The 19372-nt window shown below is 61.9% G+C and carries 20 protein-coding genes; 14 read left to right on the plus strand and 6 right to left on the minus strand.

Annotation, left to right across the window (positions count from 1 at the left end; genetic code table 11):
- Window positions 1-10 precede the first annotated feature (10 nt).
- The 6 genes from rimM to AB870_RS07660 all read left to right on the plus strand — a co-directional run bounded on the left by rimM (window position 11) and on the right by AB870_RS07660 (window position 5570).
- On the plus strand, window positions 11-652 hold the full coding sequence (gene rimM / locus AB870_RS07635; RefSeq protein WP_047907539.1) for a ribosome maturation factor RimM: 642 nt from the start codon (window positions 11-13) through the stop codon (window positions 650-652).
- A 69-nt stretch (window positions 653-721) separates the two neighbouring features.
- The gene (trmD, locus tag AB870_RS07640; RefSeq protein ID WP_047907540.1) at window positions 722-1492 is read left to right on the plus strand and encodes a tRNA (guanosine(37)-N1)-methyltransferase TrmD; all 771 of its coding nucleotides are present in this window, start codon (window positions 722-724) and stop codon (window positions 1490-1492) included.
- 102 nt (window positions 1493-1594) lie between these two features.
- Entirely contained in the window at window positions 1595-1981 is a 387-nt protein-coding gene (gene rplS / locus AB870_RS07645) for a 50S ribosomal protein L19 (protein ID WP_044455193.1), read from the plus strand.
- A 261-nt stretch (window positions 1982-2242) separates the two neighbouring features.
- Window positions 2243-2929 (plus strand): CoA pyrophosphatase, encoded by a 687-nt coding sequence (locus tag AB870_RS07650; protein ID WP_047907541.1) that lies wholly within the window; start codon window positions 2243-2245, stop codon window positions 2927-2929.
- A 135-nt stretch (window positions 2930-3064) separates the two neighbouring features.
- The gene (locus tag AB870_RS07655; RefSeq protein WP_047907542.1) at window positions 3065-4003 is read left to right on the plus strand and encodes a CobD/CbiB family protein; all 939 of its coding nucleotides are present in this window, start codon (window positions 3065-3067) and stop codon (window positions 4001-4003) included.
- 100 nt (window positions 4004-4103) lie between these two features.
- A complete protein-coding gene (locus tag AB870_RS07660; RefSeq protein ID WP_157112225.1) occupies window positions 4104-5570 on the plus strand; it encodes an IS1182 family transposase in 1467 nt (488 codons plus the stop codon).
- Between the two features lie 100 nt (window positions 5571-5670).
- Here the strand turns inward: AB870_RS07660 and rsgA are convergent, their stop codons facing one another.
- The gene (rsgA, locus tag AB870_RS07665) at window positions 5671-6612 is read right to left on the minus strand and encodes a ribosome small subunit-dependent GTPase A (protein ID WP_047907543.1); all 942 of its coding nucleotides are present in this window, start codon (window positions 6610-6612) and stop codon (window positions 5671-5673) included.
- A complete protein-coding gene (locus AB870_RS07670; protein ID WP_047907544.1) occupies window positions 6609-7856 on the minus strand; it encodes a M48 family metallopeptidase in 1248 nt (415 codons plus the stop codon). Before AB870_RS07670 ends, rsgA begins: the two co-directional genes overlap by 4 nt.
- A 102-nt stretch (window positions 7857-7958) precedes the next feature.
- Here AB870_RS07670 and orn point away from each other — a divergent pair, with 102 nt between their 5' ends.
- On the plus strand, window positions 7959-8576 hold the full coding sequence (orn, locus tag AB870_RS07675; RefSeq protein ID WP_047908947.1) for an oligoribonuclease: 618 nt from the start codon (window positions 7959-7961) through the stop codon (window positions 8574-8576).
- A gap of 117 nt (window positions 8577-8693) precedes the next feature.
- Here orn and mog read toward each other — a convergent pair whose 3' ends face one another.
- Window positions 8694-9314, minus strand: coding sequence for a molybdopterin adenylyltransferase (gene mog, locus AB870_RS07680; protein WP_047907545.1), 621 nt, complete (start codon window positions 9312-9314; stop codon window positions 8694-8696).
- A complete protein-coding gene (gene yjgA, locus AB870_RS07685; protein WP_047907546.1) occupies window positions 9314-9919 on the minus strand; it encodes a ribosome biogenesis factor YjgA in 606 nt (201 codons plus the stop codon). Before yjgA ends, mog begins: the two co-directional genes overlap by 1 nt.
- A gap of 115 nt (window positions 9920-10034) precedes the next feature.
- Here yjgA and pmbA point away from each other — a divergent pair, with 115 nt between their 5' ends.
- The 7 genes from pmbA to AB870_RS07720 all read left to right on the plus strand — a co-directional run bounded on the left by pmbA (window position 10035) and on the right by AB870_RS07720 (window position 18021).
- Window positions 10035-11393, plus strand: a complete 1359-nt coding sequence (gene pmbA, locus AB870_RS07690) for a metalloprotease PmbA (protein WP_157112270.1) — start codon at window positions 10035-10037, stop codon at window positions 11391-11393.
- A gap of 218 nt (window positions 11394-11611) precedes the next feature.
- The gene (locus tag AB870_RS07695; RefSeq protein WP_047907548.1) at window positions 11612-12763 is read left to right on the plus strand and encodes an ABC transporter substrate-binding protein; all 1152 of its coding nucleotides are present in this window, start codon (window positions 11612-11614) and stop codon (window positions 12761-12763) included.
- A 130-nt stretch (window positions 12764-12893) separates the two neighbouring features.
- Window positions 12894-13775: a branched-chain amino acid ABC transporter permease gene (locus AB870_RS07700; RefSeq protein WP_047907549.1), complete on the plus strand. Its 882-nt coding sequence runs from the start codon at window positions 12894-12896 to the stop codon at window positions 13773-13775.
- A 13-nt stretch (window positions 13776-13788) separates the two neighbouring features.
- The gene (locus tag AB870_RS07705) at window positions 13789-14664 is read left to right on the plus strand and encodes a branched-chain amino acid ABC transporter permease (RefSeq protein ID WP_047907550.1); all 876 of its coding nucleotides are present in this window, start codon (window positions 13789-13791) and stop codon (window positions 14662-14664) included.
- Between the two features lie 18 nt (window positions 14665-14682).
- The gene (locus AB870_RS07710) at window positions 14683-15483 is read left to right on the plus strand and encodes an ABC transporter ATP-binding protein (protein WP_047907551.1); all 801 of its coding nucleotides are present in this window, start codon (window positions 14683-14685) and stop codon (window positions 15481-15483) included.
- Window positions 15480-16193 (plus strand): ABC transporter ATP-binding protein, encoded by a 714-nt coding sequence (locus tag AB870_RS07715; RefSeq protein WP_047907552.1) that lies wholly within the window; start codon window positions 15480-15482, stop codon window positions 16191-16193. Before AB870_RS07710 ends, AB870_RS07715 begins: the two co-directional genes overlap by 4 nt.
- Window positions 16194-16569: 376 nt before the next feature.
- Complete coding sequence (locus AB870_RS07720) at window positions 16570-18021, plus strand: sensor domain-containing diguanylate cyclase (protein WP_084663438.1); 1452 nt, start codon at window positions 16570-16572, stop codon at window positions 18019-18021.
- A 29-nt stretch (window positions 18022-18050) separates the two neighbouring features.
- Here AB870_RS07720 and AB870_RS07725 read toward each other — a convergent pair whose 3' ends face one another.
- Entirely contained in the window at window positions 18051-18539 is a 489-nt protein-coding gene (locus tag AB870_RS07725; protein WP_047907553.1) for a dihydrofolate reductase, read from the minus strand.
- Window positions 18536-19330 carry a thymidylate synthase gene (locus AB870_RS07730; protein WP_047907554.1) on the minus strand — a complete coding sequence of 265 codons (795 nt, stop codon included), beginning with the start codon at window positions 19328-19330 and terminating at the stop codon, window positions 18536-18538. The genes AB870_RS07725 and AB870_RS07730 overlap by 4 nt, the downstream gene beginning before the upstream one ends.
- Window positions 19331-19372 lie beyond the last annotated feature (42 nt).

The raw sequence follows: 19372 nt of genomic DNA on the forward strand, positions 1-19372 counted from the left end.
TTGGATTGGCATGGTTCGTTCCGCACGTGAGCGGGTACCGCTGAAGATCGGTGCTGAAGCGCGTCGCGCCTCCGGCATGCGCGCGGAGCAGGTGCTCGCCCCGGTAACCGAGGTTCCGGACGATCTCGTCGAGCTTGGTTACATCGGCGATGCCTACGGGATTCGCGGTTGGATCAAGGTGCAGCCGCACACGGGAGAGGGCGAAGGCCTTTTGTCCGCAGACTGCTGGTACTTCCGTCGTCCCGGCGAATCGGCCTATACCAAGGCCAACGTGCTTTATAGCCGAGGGCACTCAGGGACCGTTGTTGCGCAATTGCGCGGCAGCGAGAACCGTACTGCTGCCGAAGCGCTCAAGGGCCTTCAGGTCTGGGTGCCGCGCAGTGCATTTCCGACTGCCGGGGAAGACGAGTTCTACTGGGTCGACCTTATTGGTGCTCAGGTGACGAATTTGCAGGACGAACGGCTTGGCAAGGTCGTGGGGCTGCTCGATAACGGCGTGCACACGGTGTTGCGTGTGGCGTACGACGTGCCCGCCATCGACGACAAGCCGGCGAAAACCGCCGAGCGGTTGATTCCGTTCGTTGGCCAGTATATCCAGATCGTTGACACCAAAGCCGGGCGCATTGTGGCCGACTGGGGGCTCGATTACTGAAGTGCCGATTGTACCGATTGACCGCCCGGTCGTTATTGCGTCCGGGCTCCACTGGACGGAACCGGTTTGATGCAGTTCGACGTCGTCACGCTCTTTCCCGAAATGTTTCGGGCACTGACCGACTGGGGCGTCACCAGCCGGGCGCTCAAGCAGTCGCGCTACGGTTTGCGGTTTTGGAATCCGCGTGATTTCACGCACAACAACTACCGCACGATCGACGATCGGCCGTATGGTGGAGGCCCTGGCATGGTGATGCTTGCCAAGCCGCTGGACGACGCGATTGCCGCCGCAAAGGCCGCTCAGGCGCAAGCCGGTGTGCCGCGTGGCCGGGTGCTGTTGATGTCGCCGCAAGGCAAACCGCTGACGCATCGCCGGGTGGTGGAGTTGCGTGAGCAGGAGCAGGGGCTGATTCTGCTCTGCGGCCGTTATGAAGCCATCGATCAGCGTTTGATCGATCGTGTCGTGGATGAAGAGATCAGCGTCGGCGATTTCGTGCTGTCCGGCGGTGAGTTGCCGGCGATGGCGCTGATGGATTCGCTGATTCGACTGCTGCCAGGCGCGCTCAACGACGAGCAGTCCGCGGAGCAGGACAGTTTCGTCAACGGTTTGCTCGACTGCCCGCATTACACGCGGCCGGAAGAATACGAAGGCGTGCGCGTGCCCGATGTCTTGTTAGGCGGGCACCACGCGGAGATTGAAAAATGGCGGCGCCGCGAGGCGTTGGCCAATACCTGGCGCAAGCGTCCCGACTTGATCGAGAGCGCACGCGCCAACGGATTGCTCAGTCGTGCCGATGAGGCATGGTTGGCAAGCCTGCGGGCCGATACGTCGGCCAAGTAGGTTCGGATGTCGTCATGGGGACGGCATTCGGTTTGACCCCATCCTCTGTCGGGGCCGGCTCGCCGGTATATAACGTCGACACGATGGCACAAGGAGTGGTAAATGAATCTGATCGCCAAGATCGAGCAAGAAGAAATCGCGCGTCTGACCGCGAACAAGACGATCCCCGAATTCGCCCCGGGCGACACCGTGATCGTCAACGTGAACGTGGTTGAAGGTAACCGCAAGCGCGTTCAGGCCTACGAAGGCGTCGTGATCGCCAAGCGTAACCGCGGCCTGAACTCGGGCTTCATCGTTCGCAAGATTTCGTCGGGTGAAGGCGTTGAGCGTACGTTCCAGACGTACTCGCCGCTGATCGCCAGCATCGAAGTCAAGCGTCGTGGTGACGTTCGTCGCGCCAAGCTGTACTACCTGCGCGAGCGTTCGGGCAAGTCGGCACGTATCAAGGAAAAGCTCACGTTCAAGAGCAAGCCTGCCGCCGCCGAGTAAGTCGGACGCTGCTACGCTTGGCGACCTGTGGCCGGGCGCAGCAAAAGCTGCATGGAAAAGCACCCTTCGGGGTGCTTTTTTCGTTCTGCTATATCGCGCTTCGTCGCATTACATCGTGCGGCATCGCTTCGATACCGATGCCGCAGCGCGTCATGAATCGGGTATGCCGCGAATTGCCATGGGAATCGCATTTTCTTCGCGTGTACGCGTTTTCAGCTTCCTCGCTAAAATAGTGAGGTTTTCTACCTTGCAAAGGTCTACGTGGCCCCACCCCTCATCCTGCATCCTGAAGCGTTACCCATCGTCGCGACGGGCGAGGGTGAGCCTGCGGTGCCGGCAGAGCGGTTGACTCCCGCAGCGCTGCGAGACCGTTTGGCCAGTCCCCCGATCTGGACGCCGGAGTCGGGCGTCGTAGAACCGGCTTCCCCCTCGATGTTCACCCCACGCGCCGCCGCGGTCCTCGTACCTCTGGTGATGCGGCCGCATGGTACGACAGTGCTCCTCACGAAGCGGACCCAGCATCTGAGCACGCACGCCGGCCAGGTGAGCTTTCCCGGTGGTAGCCGCGAGCCCGACGACCCCACGCCGGTTGCGACCGCCTTGCGCGAATCGAACGAGGAAATCGGGCTGGATGCGGGGGCCGTGGAAGTCATCGGCAGTTTGCCCGACTACGTCACGGGCACGGGGTTTCGGGTGGCGCCGGTCGTCGGACTGGTCAAGCCGCCGTTCGATCTCGTCGCCGATACTGGCGAGGTGGATGAGATATTCGAAGTGCCACTGGATTTTCTGATGAATCCGGCGCACCACCAGATTCGCGTCTTCAACTATCAGGTCGGGGAGCGCCGCTTTTACGCGATGCCCTATCCGAAGCCGGCCGGTGGCGAGTATTTCATTTGGGGTGCGACGGCCGGCATGCTGCGTAATTTCTACCAGCTTTTGCGGGCCTGACGCAAAACACCATCCAATCCCGCGGACTGCACGCCCCAACGATGCAGTGAGCGCGTCGCTGAGGCGCATGGGGCGGGCATTTGCGAGAAGCTGTGCTATCGTTACACCATTCCGTCTGGCGATCCGATAGCACGCATGACATTCTTCTCGGTACTCCTCGCGCTGATCCTCGAGCAGGTGCGTGCCCTCTCCACGCAAAACCCGGTCTACAACCTGATTCGCTCCCACGCGACACACACTTCGCAGTCGTTTGACGCCGGTGCACCGCGTCATGGCGTGCTCGCCTGGCTGGTCGTCGTCGTGCCGTTCGTGCTCGCTGTCGGCGTTATCTATTATCTGCTGATGCGGATCAACATCTTCCTGGGTTTCGCCTGGAACGTGCTGATCGTCTATCTGACGATGGGTTTTCGCCAGTTCAGCCACTATTTCACCGACATTCACGTTGCGTTGAATAACGACAACGTCAACGAAGCGCGGGAAATCCTCCGCCAATGGATTGGCATCGACACTGTCGACATGCCGGTGGACGAAATCGTGCGCCATACGCTGTTGCATGCCGTGATTGCCTCGCATCGTCACGTTTTCGGTGTGTTTTTCTGGTTCTTGATGCCGATCGGTCCGGCGGGGGCGGTGTTGTATCGGCTTGCGGAATACCTCTCGCGCCGGTGGACGGAAGCCGTACCGGATCGCAGCCCCGCATTCGGCGCGTTCGCGCGAAAGGCGTTCTACGTGATCGATTGGGTACCGGCACGACTCACCGCGATTGGCTTTGCGATCGTCGGCAATTTCGAGGATGCGATCTACGCGTGGCGTCACTACGCGAAGCAATGGCCGAACGAGAACGAGGGCATTCTGCTGGCGGCCGGCAGCGGTGCGTTGGGCGCACGCCTCACCGGGCCGTTGGCTGAAGTTTCCAGCGTCGACGCGCTCAACCAGGGTGATGATGCAGTACTGCCCGTGGGAAGCGAATGCACGCCGCGTACCTTGCAAGCCGCGGTGGGGCTGGTTTGGCGCGCGGTACTGCTGTGGATGCTGCTTTTGCTCCTGCTGACCCTGGCGGTCTGGCTCGGCTAACGCACCCGTCGCGCCATTACAAAGAAAAACCCCGCAAACGCGGGGTCAGATTGCTGACAAACCCTCGCCAAGTGCGAGGGTTTTGTTTTTTAATAGCAGGATGCTAAAGATCCCGACGCCCACGCAGCACGAACTCGAGATGGTGACGCTCGAGGAACTCGTGCCGAAGGACCACCTGCTGCGCCAGATCGACGCGGCAGTGGATTTCGAATTCATCCGCGAAAAGGTCGCGCATCTGTACTGCGCAGACAACGGTCGTCCGGCGCTCGATCCGGTGGTGATGTTCAAGCTGCTGTTCATCGGCTACCTGTTTGGAGTGCGCAGTGAGCGGCAGTTGATGCGCGAGGTCCAGGTCAACGTCGCCTATCGGTGGTTCGCCCGGTTTCGGCTGACCGACAAGGTGCCGGATGCGTCGACGTTCTCACAGAATCGCCGCCGACGCTTCACGGACACGACGGTGTATCAGGAGATCTTCGACGAGATCGTGCGCCAGGCGATGGGCCGTGGTCTGGTCGATGGCCGGGTGCTGTACACCGACAGCACGCACCTGAAAGCCAACGCGAACAAGAACAAATTCGACGTGGTAAAGCTGGAACAGACGCCTGCGGCCTATCTGGAGAAGCTCAATGCGGCAGTGGATGCGGACCGGGCCGCGCATGGCAAGAAGCCGCTGAATCGCGACGGCGATGAGCCGCCGTCGAGCAAGGACACCAAGATTAGCCGGACCGATCCGGACAGCGGCTACATGGTGCGGGACGACAAGCCGAAGGGGTTCTTCTATCTGGACCACCGCACGGTGGACGCGAAGCACGCGATCATCACCGATACGCATGTGACGCCGGCCTCGGTGCACGACAGCCAGCCGTATCTGGAGCGGCTGGATCGACAGCGCGAGCGCTTCGAGTTCAAGGTGGAAGCGGTGGGGCTGGATGCTGGCTACTTCACGCCGGCGGTGTGCCAGGGGCTCGAGGAGCGGGAGATTGCCGGGGTGATGGGCTATCGCACGCCGAACCACAAGCCGGGGCTGTTCTACAAACGGCAGTTCCAGTACGACGCGTACCGCAACGAGTACGTGTGCCCGCAGGGACAGGCGCTGCCGTACAGCACGACTAACCGGCTCGGCTATCGGGAATACAAATCCGATGCTCGGATATGCCGGTGCTGCCCGGTACGAGCACAGTGCACGAACAGTGCCAACGCGGTGAAGGTGGTGACGCGCCATGTCTGGGAGCGCGCCAAGGAGCGGGTGGATGCGAGGCGGCTGAGCGAGTGGGGGCGACGCATTTACGCGCGGCGCAAGGAGACGGTGGAACGCAGCTTCGCCGATGCCAAGCAACTGCATGGGCATCGCTATGCGCGCATGCGCGGGCTGCGCAAGGTGGCCGAGCAGTGCTTGTTGGCTGCGGCGGCGCAGAACATCAAGAAAATTGCGATGCTGGTGGCGCGCCTACGGGCGCGTTTAGGCGAGCGTTCGTACCTCTGGCGCCCGTTTCGGTGGCTCATGAGCGTCCTGAGGGCTTGTCTCTCAATGTGCGCGCCCTTACGCTGCCCATTCGCCCTTGCCTAAAAGCCAAAAACCCCTCGCTCCGAAAAACGAGGGGTTCGTCAGCAATCTGACCCCGCAAACGCGGGGTTTTTTGTTGCCCGATGCCGCAACCTCTCACCACTCAATACGGAATCTGCTGTTCCGACTCGTGAACGAGCTGCGCGTAGAGCGCGTGGCGCTGCTGAGAAATTCGTCCGTCGGCGACAGCCTCGAGAATGGCGCAGCCTGGCTCCCTCAGGTGATGGCAATTGTAGAACCGGCATCCGGTGAGTAGAGGACGAAACTCGGGAAACGCCCGCTCCAGCGCACCTTCCTTCAAGTGATGCAGTCCGAACTCCTGGAAGCCCGGGGAATCGATGAGCAAGCCGCCGTCGGGAAGATGGAAAATCCGCGTGAAGGTCGTCGTATGCTTACCGGAATTCAGGACAGTGGAGATTTCGCGTGTTGCGGCATCGGCATTGGGCACCACGAGATTCACCAGACTCGATTTCCCCATCCCGGACTGACCGAGCAACAGCGATGCCTGATCGGCCAGGCGAGGGAACAGCAACGCCTTTGCCGCGTCGGGATCTGCACGCACTGACAATTCGAGTACTTCATATCCCAGCGCCCGGTACGGGGAAAGGCGCTCGCGGGCGGCGGGCAGTGCGTCAGTCACATCCGTCTTGTTGAGCACGATCAGCGGGCGCAGTGCATTGGCCTCCGAGGCCACGAGCGCCCGGCCGAGCAGGTCCTCGCTGAAATACGGCTCGGTCGCCAGCATGATGACCAACTGATCGATGTTGGCCGCGAAAAGTTTGCTTTTGAACTGATCCGACCGATAGAGCAGATTGCGGCGCGGCAGAATTTCCTCGATGACACCCTGGTCGCCCGTGCGTGCCCAAGCGACTTCGTCGCCGACGGCGATCTCGCTCTTCTTGCCGCGAGGGAAGCACAGCACGGTCTCGCCGTCGTCGGCTTCAACGACATAGTGACGTCCGTGGGCGGCGGCGACGCGGCCGTGGCGTCGTTCCTGTGCGGTCGTCTCGATACCGGCTGCCTTAGCTTTGGCGCCGCGCTTCATGCGTGCCCCAGCAGACGGTCTATGCGCTGCGAAGCGGGCGGATGCGAATAATAGAACGCGGTGTAGACGGGGTCGGGCGTCAATGTGGACGCGTTGTCCTGATAAAGCTTGACTAGTGCGTTTACCAGGTCGCTGGCCTGCGTCTGGCTGGCGGCGAACGCATCGGCTTCGAACTCGTGTTTGCGCGAGCTCAGGCTGCTGAGCGGGCTCGCAAAGAACCCGAACACAGGCAACACCAGGAAGAAGAGCACCAGCGCGAGCGCGTTGTTGCTACCCGTCATCGATGGCATTACCCCCAATTCCGTGTAGAACCATGTCCGGCCGGTAAGCCAGCCCAGCAGGGCGAGAAACGCCAGCGACAGCGCAAAGGCGACGGCCAGGCGCTTCGTGATGTGGCGGCGCTTGAAGTGGCCCAGTTCATGCGCCAATACGGCTTCGATCTCGGCGGGCGAGAGCCGCTCGATCAGCGTATCGAAGAACACGATGCGCTTGGCCCGCCCGAATCCGCTGAAATAGGCGTTGCCGTGTGCTGAGCGCTTCGAGCCGTCCATCACGAAAAGCCCGCGCGCCGCGAAGCCACAGCGCTGCATCAGCCCTTCGATGCGCTGGGCCAGGGACGCGTCCGAGAGCGGTTCAAACTTGTTGAACATCGGCGCGATCACGTGGGGGAAGATGAACTGGACGAACAGGTTGAACGCGACCCACACGACCCATGTGTAAATCCACCACAGCGGTCCGGCGCGATCCATCAACCACAGCACGACGAACAATAGCGGCAATCCCAGCACTATGCCCACGGCCGTGCCCTTGACCATGTCGGCGACGAACAGCCCCAGCGACATGCGATTGAAGCCGAAACGCTGTTCAATGACAAATTGCCGGATATAGGTAAAGGGCAGGTCGACGGCACCTGAAATCAGCAGCACGGCGGCGATCAGTGCGATTTGACCGACGTAGCCTTCGCCCAGCCACCCGGAGATGCCGATGTGCAGCACGTTCAGACCGCCGAGCAGCGTGAAGGCGACGAGCAGCACCGCTTGCGCAAAGACTTCGGCCATGCCGAGCCGTGTGCGGGCCACGGTGTAGTCGGCCGCGCGCTGATGATCGGTCAGCGTGATCGTGCCGGCAAAACGCTCGGGAACGGCGGCCCGGTGGGCGACGACGTGGCGGACCTGACGGGCGGCCAGCCAGAGCTTGGTCATGACCATTGCCAGCAGGAAGATCACGAAGAGATAAGTGAACATGCGCTTTAGGAGAATCCGAAATATGCGAGAATTATAAGTTCTTTCGACCGGTGAGGCGCCGTGCCGGTCGCCTACCGACGCGTTTTCCAGAGTCTTCCGATCATGTCTTCCATTCCATCCCAAAATCCCACGCTTGCCGAGGCCGAAACCACGCTCGCACGCGCCGAGTTCAATTTGGTCTGGCTCGACATGGAAATGACGGGCTTGCAGCCCGATAGCGACCGCATCATCGAGGTGGCAGTCGTCGTTACCGACTCCGCGCTCACGCGTCGCATCGAAGGCCCGGTGTTCGCGATCCATCAGTCGGACGCGGTGCTCGATGGCATGGACGACTGGAACAAGTCGACGCATGGCCGCTCAGGCCTGATCGACCGTGTGAAGGCGTCGGCTGTGGATGAGGCGTCCGCAGAGACGCAACTGATCGAGTTCCTGAGCCAGTACGTGCCGCCCAACAAGTCGCCGATGTGCGGCAATTCGATTTGCCAGGATCGTCGCTTCATGGCGCGCTATATGCCGAAGCTCGAAGCGTTCTTCCATTACCGGAATCTGGACGTCAGCACCCTCAAGGAACTTTGCCGCCGATGGGAACCCACCGTCTACAAGGGCTTCACCAAGCGCGCTGCCCATACGGCACTGGCCGACATTCACGAGTCGATCGACGAGTTGGTGTATTACCGCGAACACTTCCTCAAGACCGAGGTGCCGGCGACTACCGTCTGAGGTGTGCGCGAGCCCATGTACAAACGCCAGCGATGTCGCTGGCGTTTTGTTTTGGCGCGGCAATACGGTCCAATACCATCCAATACGGTCCCATGACGGGGCCACCCGTCATGCGTGTCAGCCAGGTTTCGGCGCTCGAATCGCGTTCTTGGGACGGAAGGCTTTGCACACGGCGTCGTTCGTCTCGATGTACGGGCCGCCGATCAGATCGATGCAATACGGCACCGCCGCAAAGATCCCCGGTACGATCGATTGACCATCGGCATCGCGCAGTCCTTCGAGGGTTTCCTTGATGGACTTCGGCTGGCCCGGGAGATTGATGATGAGCGCCGCGTGATCCGCGGTTTCGCGAATCACCGCTACCTGACGCGACAGAATCGCCGTCGGCACGAAACGCAGGCTGATCTGGCGCATCTGCTCGCCGAAGCCTGGCATTTCCCGGGTGCCCGCGCGAAGCGTGGCTTCGGGCGTCACGTCGCGTCGGGCAGGGCCGGTGCCTCCGGTCGTCAGCACCAGATCGCACCGAAGGGTGTCGACGAGCTCGATCAGGGTCGCGGTAATGCCTTCGGCCACGTCGGGGATCAGGCGCGTTTGCGTCACCCACGGCGAGGCGAGCGCGCCGCCCAGCCACGCCTCGAGTGCTGGAATGCCTTGATCCTCGTAGGTGCCCTGGCTGGCTCTGTCGCTGATCGACACGAGGCCTACGCGAAGTTCGTCAGGATGTGAGCGCGCGACCATCAATAATCCTCACGCGTTGGGAATTCCGGCAGACCGTCATCGGCATCGTCCGAACTTTCGGCCTCTGCCGCGCCGGTGCCCAGCAGGTCCTTGAGCACCTGAAACAATTCTCGAAAGGCCTTTGGCGGCTTCTGCGCCGCCTGCTCGCGGCGGGCGTTGCGAATCAGCGTGCGCAATTGCTGAGCGTCCGCGCCCGGATGCTGAGTGACCAGTTCGGTGAGGGCTTCGTCCTTGGCCAACAGGCGTTCACGCCAGCGCTCCAGTGCGTGGAGCTTGGCGGTTTCCGCCTTGGAGACGCCCTTGATGACGTCCAGCGCGCGTCGAATGGCCTCGATTTCCTTCTCGTCGAGCGTGCGCATCTGCTTGCCCACGTACTGCAATTGACGGCGGCGGCCTTCGTGCGCGGTGATGGTGCGGCAATCGCGAACGGCGCGTTCGAGGTTCTCGGGCATCGGCACGCGGGCGAGCGCGTCCTTGGCCAGATTGACCAGTTCTTCGCCCAGATCCTGAAGGGCATGCGACTCGCGCTTGCGTTGGGATTTGCTCGGGCCTTCGTCGGAAAGCTCGCTGTGGGCGATACGGTTAAAGCGTTGAATGTGCGTCATAGCCGCTATTGTAACGCGGCGCGCGGCGTCCAAATAGTTGCCAGGGCGGCGCACGACGGCGGGCAAGTCGCGCTAAGATGGCGGTTCCTAATCAGCCACTGACCGAATCGCGCCGATGTCCCAAGCGACCCAGCACTTCACGCATACCCAGGACCAACTCAAGGAAATCGTCAGCGACGTGTTGCAGTACGCCCGCTCGCTCGGCGCAACCGACGCGGCGGCCGAGATATCCGAAGGCGACGGCCTGTCGGTCTCGGTGCGGCGCGGAAAGGTCGAGACCATCGAGCGTAACCGTGACAAGCTGGTCGGCGTCACCGTATTCATCGGTCAGCGACGCGGGAATGCCAGCACCTCCGACTTTTCACGCAAGGCGCTGCATGACACGGTCGACGCTGCCTACAACATCGCCCGCTTCACCGCGGAAGACGATTGTGCCGGCCTCGCAGAATCCGAATTGCTCGAAATGCATCCGCAGGATCTGTCCCTGTTCCACCCGTGGAGCATCACGGCGGACGAGGCGGTCGAACTGGCGCGCCGTGCCGAGAAAGCTGCGCTCGACGTGAGTCCGGTCATCCGCAACTCCGAAGGCGCGGCCGTTTCCGCCCAGCATTCGCAGTTCCTTCTCGGCACCACCCGCGGTTTCCTCTCCGGCTATCCGTATTCGCGTCACTACCTGTCGGTGTCGCCGATTGCAGGCTCCGGCAGTCATATGCAGCGTGACGATTGGTACTCCTCCAAGCGCGCCGCCGCCGATCTGGCGTCGCCCGAGGCGGTCGGCCGATATGCGGCCGAGCGTGCCCTGGCACGTCTGAATGCCCGCAAGCTGTCTACGCGCAAGTGTGCGGTCCTGTTCGAAGCACCATTGGCAGCGGGCTTGCTCGGTGCGTTCGTTCAGGGAGTGAGCGGTGGTGCGCTCTACCGCAAGGCGACATTCCTGGTGGACACGCTCGGCAAGCCGGTGTTCGCTGATCACGTCGGCATCCATGAAGATCCGCACGTGCCCCGTGCGATGGGCAGCGCCCCGTACGATGAGGAGGGTGTGAAGACCCGTGCCCGCCACGTGGTGAGCGACGGTGTGGTCCAGGGCTACTTCCTGTCGACCTATTCCGCACGCAAGCTCGGCATGCAAACGACCGGTAACGCCGGCGGGTCGCACAACCTGCGCATGTACAGCAAGCTCACGGCGCCGACCGACGACTTCCGTGCCATGTTGCGCAAGCTCGGCACCGGTCTGCTGGTGACCGAATTGATGGGGCAGGGCGTGAACTATGTCACTGGCGACTATTCGCGCGGCGCGTCGGGTTTCTGGGTCGAAAATGGCGAAATTCAGTACCCGGTCGAGGAAATCACGCTGGCGGGCAATCTGAACGACATGTTCAGGCAGATCGTCGCGATCGGCGCGGACACGCTGGTACGCGGTACGAAGGAAGTCGGGTCAGTCCTGATTGAACAAATGACCATTGCCGGTCATTGATGCTGCGAAACGCCGTCGTGGCGCCACAAACGCGTTGCATTTGTGCGCCATTGCGGGGCAAATGCTCAATTATCGTGTCCGGACGAGGCAGTTTGCGATATGCTTAGGAGTTTTCTTAAGCCGTGGCTTAAGAACAGATACGGTAGTTAGGGTAATGGGCGCGCTCATAAGGCGCGCCTTCTCATAACTAGAGACTAGGTATTGGAGGAAGAGGACTCATGAAAAGCACCATGACCAAGTTGCTGAGCGCGCTTGTCGCTACGGGGATGGTGGCTGCGGCCCACGCAGCCGATCTGAAGATCGGTGTGGCCGAAGCACTGTCGGGCGGTGCTGCACAATACGGTGCGGCCATCAAGAACGGTTTCCAGCTCGCTGCTGACGAAATCAACGCCGCCGGCGGCATCAACGGCAACAAGCTCGTGCTTCAGATCGAAGACGAGCAGGGCAAGAAGGAAGAGGCGATCAACGTTTTCAAGAAGCTGATCTTCCAGGACAAGGTGCTCATGGTCTTCGGCCCGACGTTGTCGAACTCGGCTCAGGCAGCCGACCCCATCGCTCAGGCCGGCAAGACGGTGGCTTTCGGCACGTCGAACACGGCCGATGGCATTACGTCGATTGGCGACTACATCTTCCGTAATTCGGTGACCGAAGCCGACGTGCTGCCGGAGACCATCAAGGTCGCGGCCAAGCACACCGGTATCAAGAAGGTGGCCGTGCTGTACGGCAACGACGACGTGTTCACCAAGAGCGGCTACGACAACTTCAAGAAGGCGCTCGAAGACCTGAAGATCCCGGTTACCACGACCGAAACGTTCGCCAAGGGCGACGTCGACTTCAAGGCTCAGCTCACGAAGATCAAGGCCACCAACCCGGACGCCATCGTGCTCTCGGCGCTGATTGCCGAAGGCGCACCGATCATGGTGCAGGCGCGTCAGCTCGGCATCAATGTGCCGTTCATCGGCGGCAACGGCATGAACTCGGTCAAGATTTTCGACCTGGCCAAGGGCAGCTCGGACGGCCTGTGGGTGGGTAGCCCGTGGTCGATCGAGAACAACACGCCGGCCAACACGAAGTTCATCGCGGCTTACAAGGCGAAGTACAACGTGGCGCCCGACCAGTTCGCCGCGCAGTCGTACGACGCGATGTACATCGCGGCGGGGGCGATCAAGAACGTGAAGATCTCCGGCAATCTCGACGCAGACCGCAAGGCACTGCGCGACGCGCTGCCGAAGGTCACGCATGACGGCGCGACCGGCAAGTTCGCCTTCCGTCAGGCGACGGGCAAGGGCGGCAAGCCGGCCGGCTACGATGCGCAGCAGGCGCCGATCGTCAGCGTGACGAAGGGTGGCAAGTACGTCATCGAGAAGTAAGCAGCCCGGCAGTACTTGAAGAAGTCCGCATGGGCGTAGGGCCGAAAGGCGCTACGCCCATCGGCGTTTCTGGCGCACGTCGCACCCCCTGGTGGCGCGTGCCTCCGTCCCTCAGGCTGGAATACACACCATGCTGGAACAGCAACTCGTCAACGCGCTCTCCCTCGGGTGCGTGTACGCCTTGTTCGCGCTCGGGTTCACACTCGTGTTCGGCATCCTCGGCGTTATCAACCTCTCGCACGGCGCGGTTTTCATGGTCGGTGCCTATGCGGCGCTGCAAGCGGTCGTGCATCTGCATCTGCCGCTGTGGGCAGCGATCGTCACGGCCGTCGTCGCCTCAGGTCTGCTCGGTCTGGTCATCGACGTGCTCATACTCAAGCCGTTGCGCAAGCGCGGCGCGCCTCACCTGATTCCGATGATTGCGACCATCGGCGTGGGCATTTTGCTCAACAACGGTGTGCAAGGTGTGTTCGGCGCAGAGAATCTGCGCTTCCCGTACGACGTCGTCTCGCAAGACACCATCACGGTGGCCGGCGTGCACATGACGGTGCTCGAACTCGCGATCATCTTCATCTCGTTTGCGCTCATGGCCGTGCTCATCGCCACGATCAAGAAGACGCAATTGGGACGCGCATTGCGTGCCATCGCCGAGTCGCCGAAGGCGGCATACCTGCTCGGCATCAACGTCGAAGGCCTGTTCCTTGCCACGTCGTTTGCCGCAGCCGGGCTGGGCGGCATGGCCGGCGTGCTGATCGGTCTGTACTCCAACGCCGTGTTCCCGCTCATGGGGCAGCCGATGCTGCACAAGGGCATCGCCGTGATCATTCTTGGCGGTATGGGCGACATTCGCGGCGCGATGATCGGCGGCTTGTTCCTCGGCTTTGCCGAAGTGTTGTCGGTGGCGTACATCGGCTCGAACATGCGCGACGCCGTCGCCTTCGGCTTGTTGTTCCTGATCCTGTTGGTGCGTCCGCAGGGGTTGTTCGGCAAAGTGCTCGAGCGCAAAGCGTAATCACGGGGGCGCAATGGACTGGTTCAATAATTTCTGGGCGGTTTACAGCAATCTGGTACTGACTCTCGGCACCAACGCGCTGCTGGCCCTGTCGATTTATCTCACGCTCTCGTGCGGCATGCTGGCGATGGCCAACGCCGCTTTCATGGGGATCGGCGCCTACACCGCGGCGTTGCTGACGATGAATTACGAAACACCGTTCGCGGTGTCGCTCGCGGGCGGCATGGTGGCGCCCGCGCTCGTGGCGTTCATCATCGGCAAGCCGACGCTGCGTCTGTCGGGCGTGTATCTCGCGATGGCGACGCTCGGCTTCGGCGAAGTCGTGCGCGTGCTGATTCTCAACACCGAAGACATGACGGGCGGCGCGCTCGGTCTGAACGGCATTCCGCAGCTCACGCAATGGTGGCATGTCGCCGCGGCCGTCGCGATCGTGCTGGCGGTACTGTGGCGTCTGCGTCGCTCCAAGGTCGGCCGTGCGTTCGAAGCCATCAAGGAAGACGAGACGGCGGCGGGCCTCATGGGCATCAACGTCACCGGCTACAAGATGCTGGCGTTCGTGCTGGGCGCTGTGCTGGCGGGGCTTGCCGGCGCGCTCAATGCGCATCTGACGTTCTTCATCGGGCCGAACGAGTTCGGGTTCGATCGCGGTGTCGAAATTCTGACGATGGCGATTCTCGGCGGTATCAACGGATTGGTCGGGCCGGTGCTCGGCAGCACGATCCTGACGTTGTTGCCGGAGTTGCTGCGTGCGTTCAACGATTTCCGTCTGGTGGTCAACGGCCTGATTCTGGTGCTGATCGTGCTGTTCCTGCCCAAGGGCATCTGGGATCCGATGCGTTTTCGCCGCTGGTTCCGTGCCGGCAAGGCGCGCTCGGCCTCTTCCACGTAAGCGGACGGAGGACACGACATGCTCAAGCTTTCCAATATTTCCAAGCGATTCGGCGGCCTTCACGTGCTTCAGGACGTGAACATCGAGGTGCCGCAAGGCACGATCTTCGGGCTGATCGGCCCGAATGGCGCCGGCAAGACGACGGTCTTCAATCTGATCACCGGCCTGTTGCAGCCGACGGGCGGCAGCATCACGTTCGGCGGCGAGAGCCTGGTGGGGGAAAAACCTCACCGGATTACGCAACGCGGCGTCGCCCGTACGTTCCAGAATATCCGCATCTTCAAGGAGATGACGCTGATCGAGAACGTGGTGGTCGGGATGCACCGTCATCTCGCCTATGGGCCGGCGGGTCTTTTGCTTTCGCTGCCGGGCTTCCGCGACATGGAGAAACGCTCGCGCGAACGTGCGCATGAATTGCTTTCGTGGGTCAAGCTCGATCACAAGGCTTACGACATCGCCGACAACCTGTCGTATGGCGACCAGCGCAAGCTCGAACTGGCGCGTGCGCTGGCGACGGAGCCCAAGCTGCTGTTGCTCGACGAGCCGGTCGCCGGCATGAACACAGGTGAGAAGGTCGATCTCATGAGCGAGATCGAGAACATCAAGGCGCGCGGTTACACGATCTTCATGATCGAGCACGATATGCGTTTCGTGATGGGCTTGTGCGAGCGCATTGCGGTACTGAACTTCGGCCGCATCATCGCCGAAGGCAAACCGGACGAAATCAAGCACAACCCGCAGGTCATCGAAGCCTATCTTGGCCGTGATGACGACGATGATGAGGCCGCCCTCGCGGCTGGCGCGGAGGACAAGGCATGAGCGCGCTGCTCGAAGTGAAGGGCCTGAAAGTGGCTTATGGGCATATCGAGGCCGTGAAAGGCGTCGACTTTGCGCTGCGGGAGCACGAGATCACCTCGCTCGTGGGCGCGAACGGTGCGGGCAAGTCCACGACGTTGCTCGCGCTGTCCGGCCTCATCAGGAAGCAGGCTGGCACCATCCTTTTCGAAGGCGAGGACATCGGCGGGCTGGCGCCCAACAAGATCGTGCAGCGCGGACTGGTGCAGGTGGCCGAAGGCCGTGCCACGCTCACGACCATGTCGGTGCGGGAAAATCTTGAACTGGGGGCGTACACGCGACGCGACAAGCAGAACGTGAAGGCCGATCTGGACAAGGTGCTGCAACGTTTCCCGCGGCTTGCGGAGCGTATCGACCAGATGGCCGGGAACTTGTCCGGTGGCGAGCAGCAGATGCTGGCCATTGGGCGTGCGCTGATGGCCCGCCCGCGCCTGTTGCTGCTCGACGAGCCGTCGATGGGGCTCGCGCCGATCATCGTGCAGGGCATTTTCGCCACGCTCAAGGAAATCAACGCCGATGGCCTGACCATCTTCCTGGTGGAACAAAACGTCCGTCAGGCGCTCAAGATTGCGCAACATGGCTACGTGCTCGAGACCGGCAAGGTCGTGCTCGACGATACCGGCCGGAATCTGTTGGGGAATCCGCGCGTGCTGGAGGCGTATTTGGGTGGTTGATCGCCGCGGCGCGGCCGCCAGATCCATGAGTGCCGCAAACCGAGGAACCGGTGCCGACAGGTAACGAAAGCGCATGAGGGGGGACTAAGGCAGACCGGGCGGACGAAGAAGACGTTCAAAACGAGCGTTTCCCTTCGCCGTGATCGTCGAGTTCGCGGCCGGCAAATGTTGTCTCCGTGCGACGCCGACGGCGTCGACAGGTTATCCGAAGGTAGCCCGTCGACGCCGTTTTTCGTTTGTGCGACGAACCAGTGCCACGTTGGCAGACGGCGGGTTTTGGTGCATGCTGCGGCTAATTGGTCGCCGGTGTTTGCGGTGATCGTCGTGGATGGCACCGTCGAATCCGGGTCACGCTCACCGAAGCGAAAGGGGCGACATGGACGGTTTTCTCATGGAGCGGGCTTCGCGCGGACAGCGGGCTTTTGCCGGCTGTCTGGCGATCGCGATCCTCGCCTCCCTGCTATTGGCGGCGCCGCAGGCGACGGCCAGGTTACCGGCTATCGCCCCATTCCTGCCGATGTGCGGGCTGACGGTGTTTACGACTGCAACGATTGCGTCGTATCTGCTTTGCGCGCAGTTCCAGGTGAGCCGCTTACCTGTCTTCGGGTTGCTCGCCGGGGCTTACGCATTCACGGCGCTGACCGTCGCAATGCAACTGCTGACGTTTCCCGGGCTTTTCGCGCCAACGGGATTGTTCGGCGCCCATCCGGGCACCTCGGGCTGGATCTGGGTTTTCTGGCATGCCGGTTTTCCTGCGCTCGTTCTGATCGCCATGACCGCGCGGCGTCTTTTCGCACCGCAATCCGTCGCGCACCTCCCTTCGCCGGGGCGAGGCCTGTGGCTGTTCGTCGGTGTCCCACTCGCTGCGGGCGTACTGCTTTGTCTGATTGCGTTGACTGTCCCGTTGCCGCCGGCGCTGGCCCCGGCAACGGCACCGGGCGATTTCTCCACAAGCGGTGCCGGTATCGTGCTGCTTGTCCTGAATCTCGTCGCGCTGGGCGTCGTGCTTGGCATGGGGCGGGCGCGTACTGTCCTCGACCTGTGGGTGGCGCTGGCCGTTCTTGCCTGCGTGACGGACACCGTGCTCAGTCTGATGAGTACGATCCGGTTTTCGCTTGGCTGGTATCTCGCCCGCTTTTTCAGCATGTCCGCGCCGGGATTGCTCGTTTGCGTGCTGGTGTGGGAAGTGACGCGTCTGTACCGGGAACTCACTCGCGCTCACTTGCGGCTCATCGAATACAGCAATCGCGATGCGCTCACCGGCATCTACAACCGTCGCTATTTCAACGACCGTTTCCCCGGGGATTTCGAACAGGCGCGTCGCACGGGGCGGGCGCTGTCACTGTTGATGATCGACGTCGATCACTTCAAGCGGTACAACGACGAGTATGGACACCCCGCGGGCGACGAGTGTCTGGAGCACGTCGCCCTTGCGCTGATGCGCGCCACGCATCGGCCGACCGATCTGGTGGCGCGTTATGGGGGCGAGGAGTTCGTCATCGTGCTGCCAGACACCAACGAGAAGGGAGCGCAATTCGTGGCAACGCGCGTTACGGACAGCGTTCGCGCGTTGGCGAAACCCGGTCCGGGGCCGCACGGACTGGTCACTGTCAGTGTTGGATGCGCGACTCATGTCCCGCAGCAAGGGGACGTACGCGACACCCCGGATCGACTGATCGCGTGGGCCGACGAAGCGCTCTACGCTGCCAAGCGGCTCGGCCGCGACCGCGTGCATGTCGCGAGAAGCGCGGTGTCTGCGATGCGCAGCGATGAGCAGGCGCAAAGCGACGCGGCAACCGACGTGCCGCGCGCCAATCTGAGCGCCTGAGAAACGCTCGGGCATCCAAGCGTGCCGGATCAGACCCGTTCGTAGGTAACGAACGAATAGTCGAAATCGTTCGGGGCGGGGGAGTGGTGCGTCTCGCGTGCCGTCTCGCGCCACTGGGCGGGAGAAAGTGCGGGGAAATGCGCGTCACCCTCGAAGGCTTTGGCGATCTCCGTCACCACGACCTTGTCCGCGCTCGCCAGCGATTCCGCGTACAACTGTGCGCCGCCGATCAGACAGATCTCCTCGACACCGACGCACAGCCGCATCGCATCCACCAGCGAGCCCGCCACCTCGCAACCCTCGATCTTCAAATCGGGATTGCGCGACACGACGATGTTGCGGCGGCCCGGCAGCGGACGTCCGATCGAATCGTATGTCTTGCGGCCCATCACGACCGGTTTGCCCAGCGTCGTGCGCTTGAAGTGGGCGAGGTCTTCCGGCAAACGCCACGGTAATTGATTGTCGCGCCCGATCACGCCGTTTTCGGCGCGGGCGACCACCAGCGTAAGAATCGTCATACGGCCACCGGTGCCTTGATGTGCGGATGCGCCTCGTAGCCGGCGATGTGGAAGTCTTCGAACTTGTAGTCGAAGATCGAATCGGGCTTGCGGGTGATCTCCAGCTTCGGCAGGGGGAACGGCTCGCGTTCGAGTTGCGTACGCACTTGTTCGAGGTGATTGTTGTACAGATGACAGTCGCCGCCTGTCCAGACGAAATCACCGACATGCAGGTCGGTTTGCTGCGCCATCATGTGCGTGAGCAATGCATAGCTCGCGATGTTGAACGGCACACCCAGGAAAATATCCGCGCTGCGTTGATAAAGCTGGCACGAGAGCTTGCCGTCGGCAACGTAGAACTGGAAAAACGCATGGCACGGCGGCAACGCCATGCGCGGAATTTCGCCGACGTTCCACGCGGAGACGATCAGGCGTCGCGAATCCGGCGTCGAGCGGATCTGGTCTACAAGCTGCGTAATCTGATCGATATGGCCGCCGTCAGGCGTCGGCCAGGAACGCCATTGCGCACCGTAGACGGGGCCGAGTTCACCGTCGGCATCGGCCCATTCGTTCCAGATGGACACGCCGTTTTCCTGCAAGTAGCGCACGTTGGTGCTGCCCTGGAGAAACCAGAGGAGTTCGTGCACGATCGACTTGATGTGCACTTTTTTCGTGGTGACGAGCGGGAACCCCTCCTGCAGGTCGAAGCGCATCTGATAGCCGAACACCGAACGCGTGCCAGTGCCCGTGCGGTCGGTCTTGTCGGTGCCATGTTCGAGTACATGGCGCATGAAGTCGAGGTACTGTTTCATAGGCCCATCCGTTTTGCCGGATTTTACCAGCCTCCGGGTGAC

The sequence above is a fragment of the Pandoraea faecigallinarum genome (assembly GCF_001029105.3).
In the GTDB taxonomy this organism is placed as follows: domain Bacteria; phylum Pseudomonadota; class Gammaproteobacteria; order Burkholderiales; family Burkholderiaceae; genus Pandoraea; species Pandoraea faecigallinarum.

Coding starts and splice junctions, on each gene's coding strand:
- rimM (WP_047907539.1), top strand. CDS start 11: ATGGTTCGTTCCGCACGTGAGCGGGTACCGCTGAAGATCGGTGCTGAA.
- AB870_RS07730 (WP_047907554.1), bottom strand. CDS start 19,330: ATGAAACAGTACCTCGACTTCATGCGCCATGTACTCGAACATGGCACC.
- AB870_RS07660 (WP_157112225.1), top strand. CDS start 4,104: ATGCTAAAGATCCCGACGCCCACGCAGCACGAACTCGAGATGGTGACG.
- orn (WP_047908947.1), top strand. CDS start 7,959: ATGTCTTCCATTCCATCCCAAAATCCCACGCTTGCCGAGGCCGAAACC.
- pmbA (WP_157112270.1), top strand. CDS start 10,035: ATGTCCCAAGCGACCCAGCACTTCACGCATACCCAGGACCAACTCAAG.
- AB870_RS07655 (WP_047907542.1), top strand. CDS start 3,065: ATGACATTCTTCTCGGTACTCCTCGCGCTGATCCTCGAGCAGGTGCGT.
- AB870_RS07705 (WP_047907550.1), top strand. CDS start 13,789: ATGGACTGGTTCAATAATTTCTGGGCGGTTTACAGCAATCTGGTACTG.
- AB870_RS07715 (WP_047907552.1), top strand. CDS start 15,480: ATGAGCGCGCTGCTCGAAGTGAAGGGCCTGAAAGTGGCTTATGGGCAT.
- AB870_RS07720 (WP_084663438.1), top strand. CDS start 16,570: ATGGACGGTTTTCTCATGGAGCGGGCTTCGCGCGGACAGCGGGCTTTT.
- trmD (WP_047907540.1), top strand. CDS start 722: ATGCAGTTCGACGTCGTCACGCTCTTTCCCGAAATGTTTCGGGCACTG.
- rplS (WP_044455193.1), top strand. CDS start 1,595: ATGAATCTGATCGCCAAGATCGAGCAAGAAGAAATCGCGCGTCTGACC.
- AB870_RS07670 (WP_047907544.1), bottom strand. CDS start 7,856: ATGTTCACTTATCTCTTCGTGATCTTCCTGCTGGCAATGGTCATGACC.
- AB870_RS07725 (WP_047907553.1), bottom strand. CDS start 18,539: ATGACGATTCTTACGCTGGTGGTCGCCCGCGCCGAAAACGGCGTGATC.
- AB870_RS07695 (WP_047907548.1), top strand. CDS start 11,612: ATGAAAAGCACCATGACCAAGTTGCTGAGCGCGCTTGTCGCTACGGGG.
- AB870_RS07710 (WP_047907551.1), top strand. CDS start 14,683: ATGCTCAAGCTTTCCAATATTTCCAAGCGATTCGGCGGCCTTCACGTG.
- rsgA (WP_047907543.1), bottom strand. CDS start 6,612: ATGAAGCGCGGCGCCAAAGCTAAGGCAGCCGGTATCGAGACGACCGCA.
- AB870_RS07700 (WP_047907549.1), top strand. CDS start 12,894: ATGCTGGAACAGCAACTCGTCAACGCGCTCTCCCTCGGGTGCGTGTAC.
- yjgA (WP_047907546.1), bottom strand. CDS start 9,919: ATGACGCACATTCAACGCTTTAACCGTATCGCCCACAGCGAGCTTTCC.
- mog (WP_047907545.1), bottom strand. CDS start 9,314: ATGGTCGCGCGCTCACATCCTGACGAACTTCGCGTAGGCCTCGTGTCG.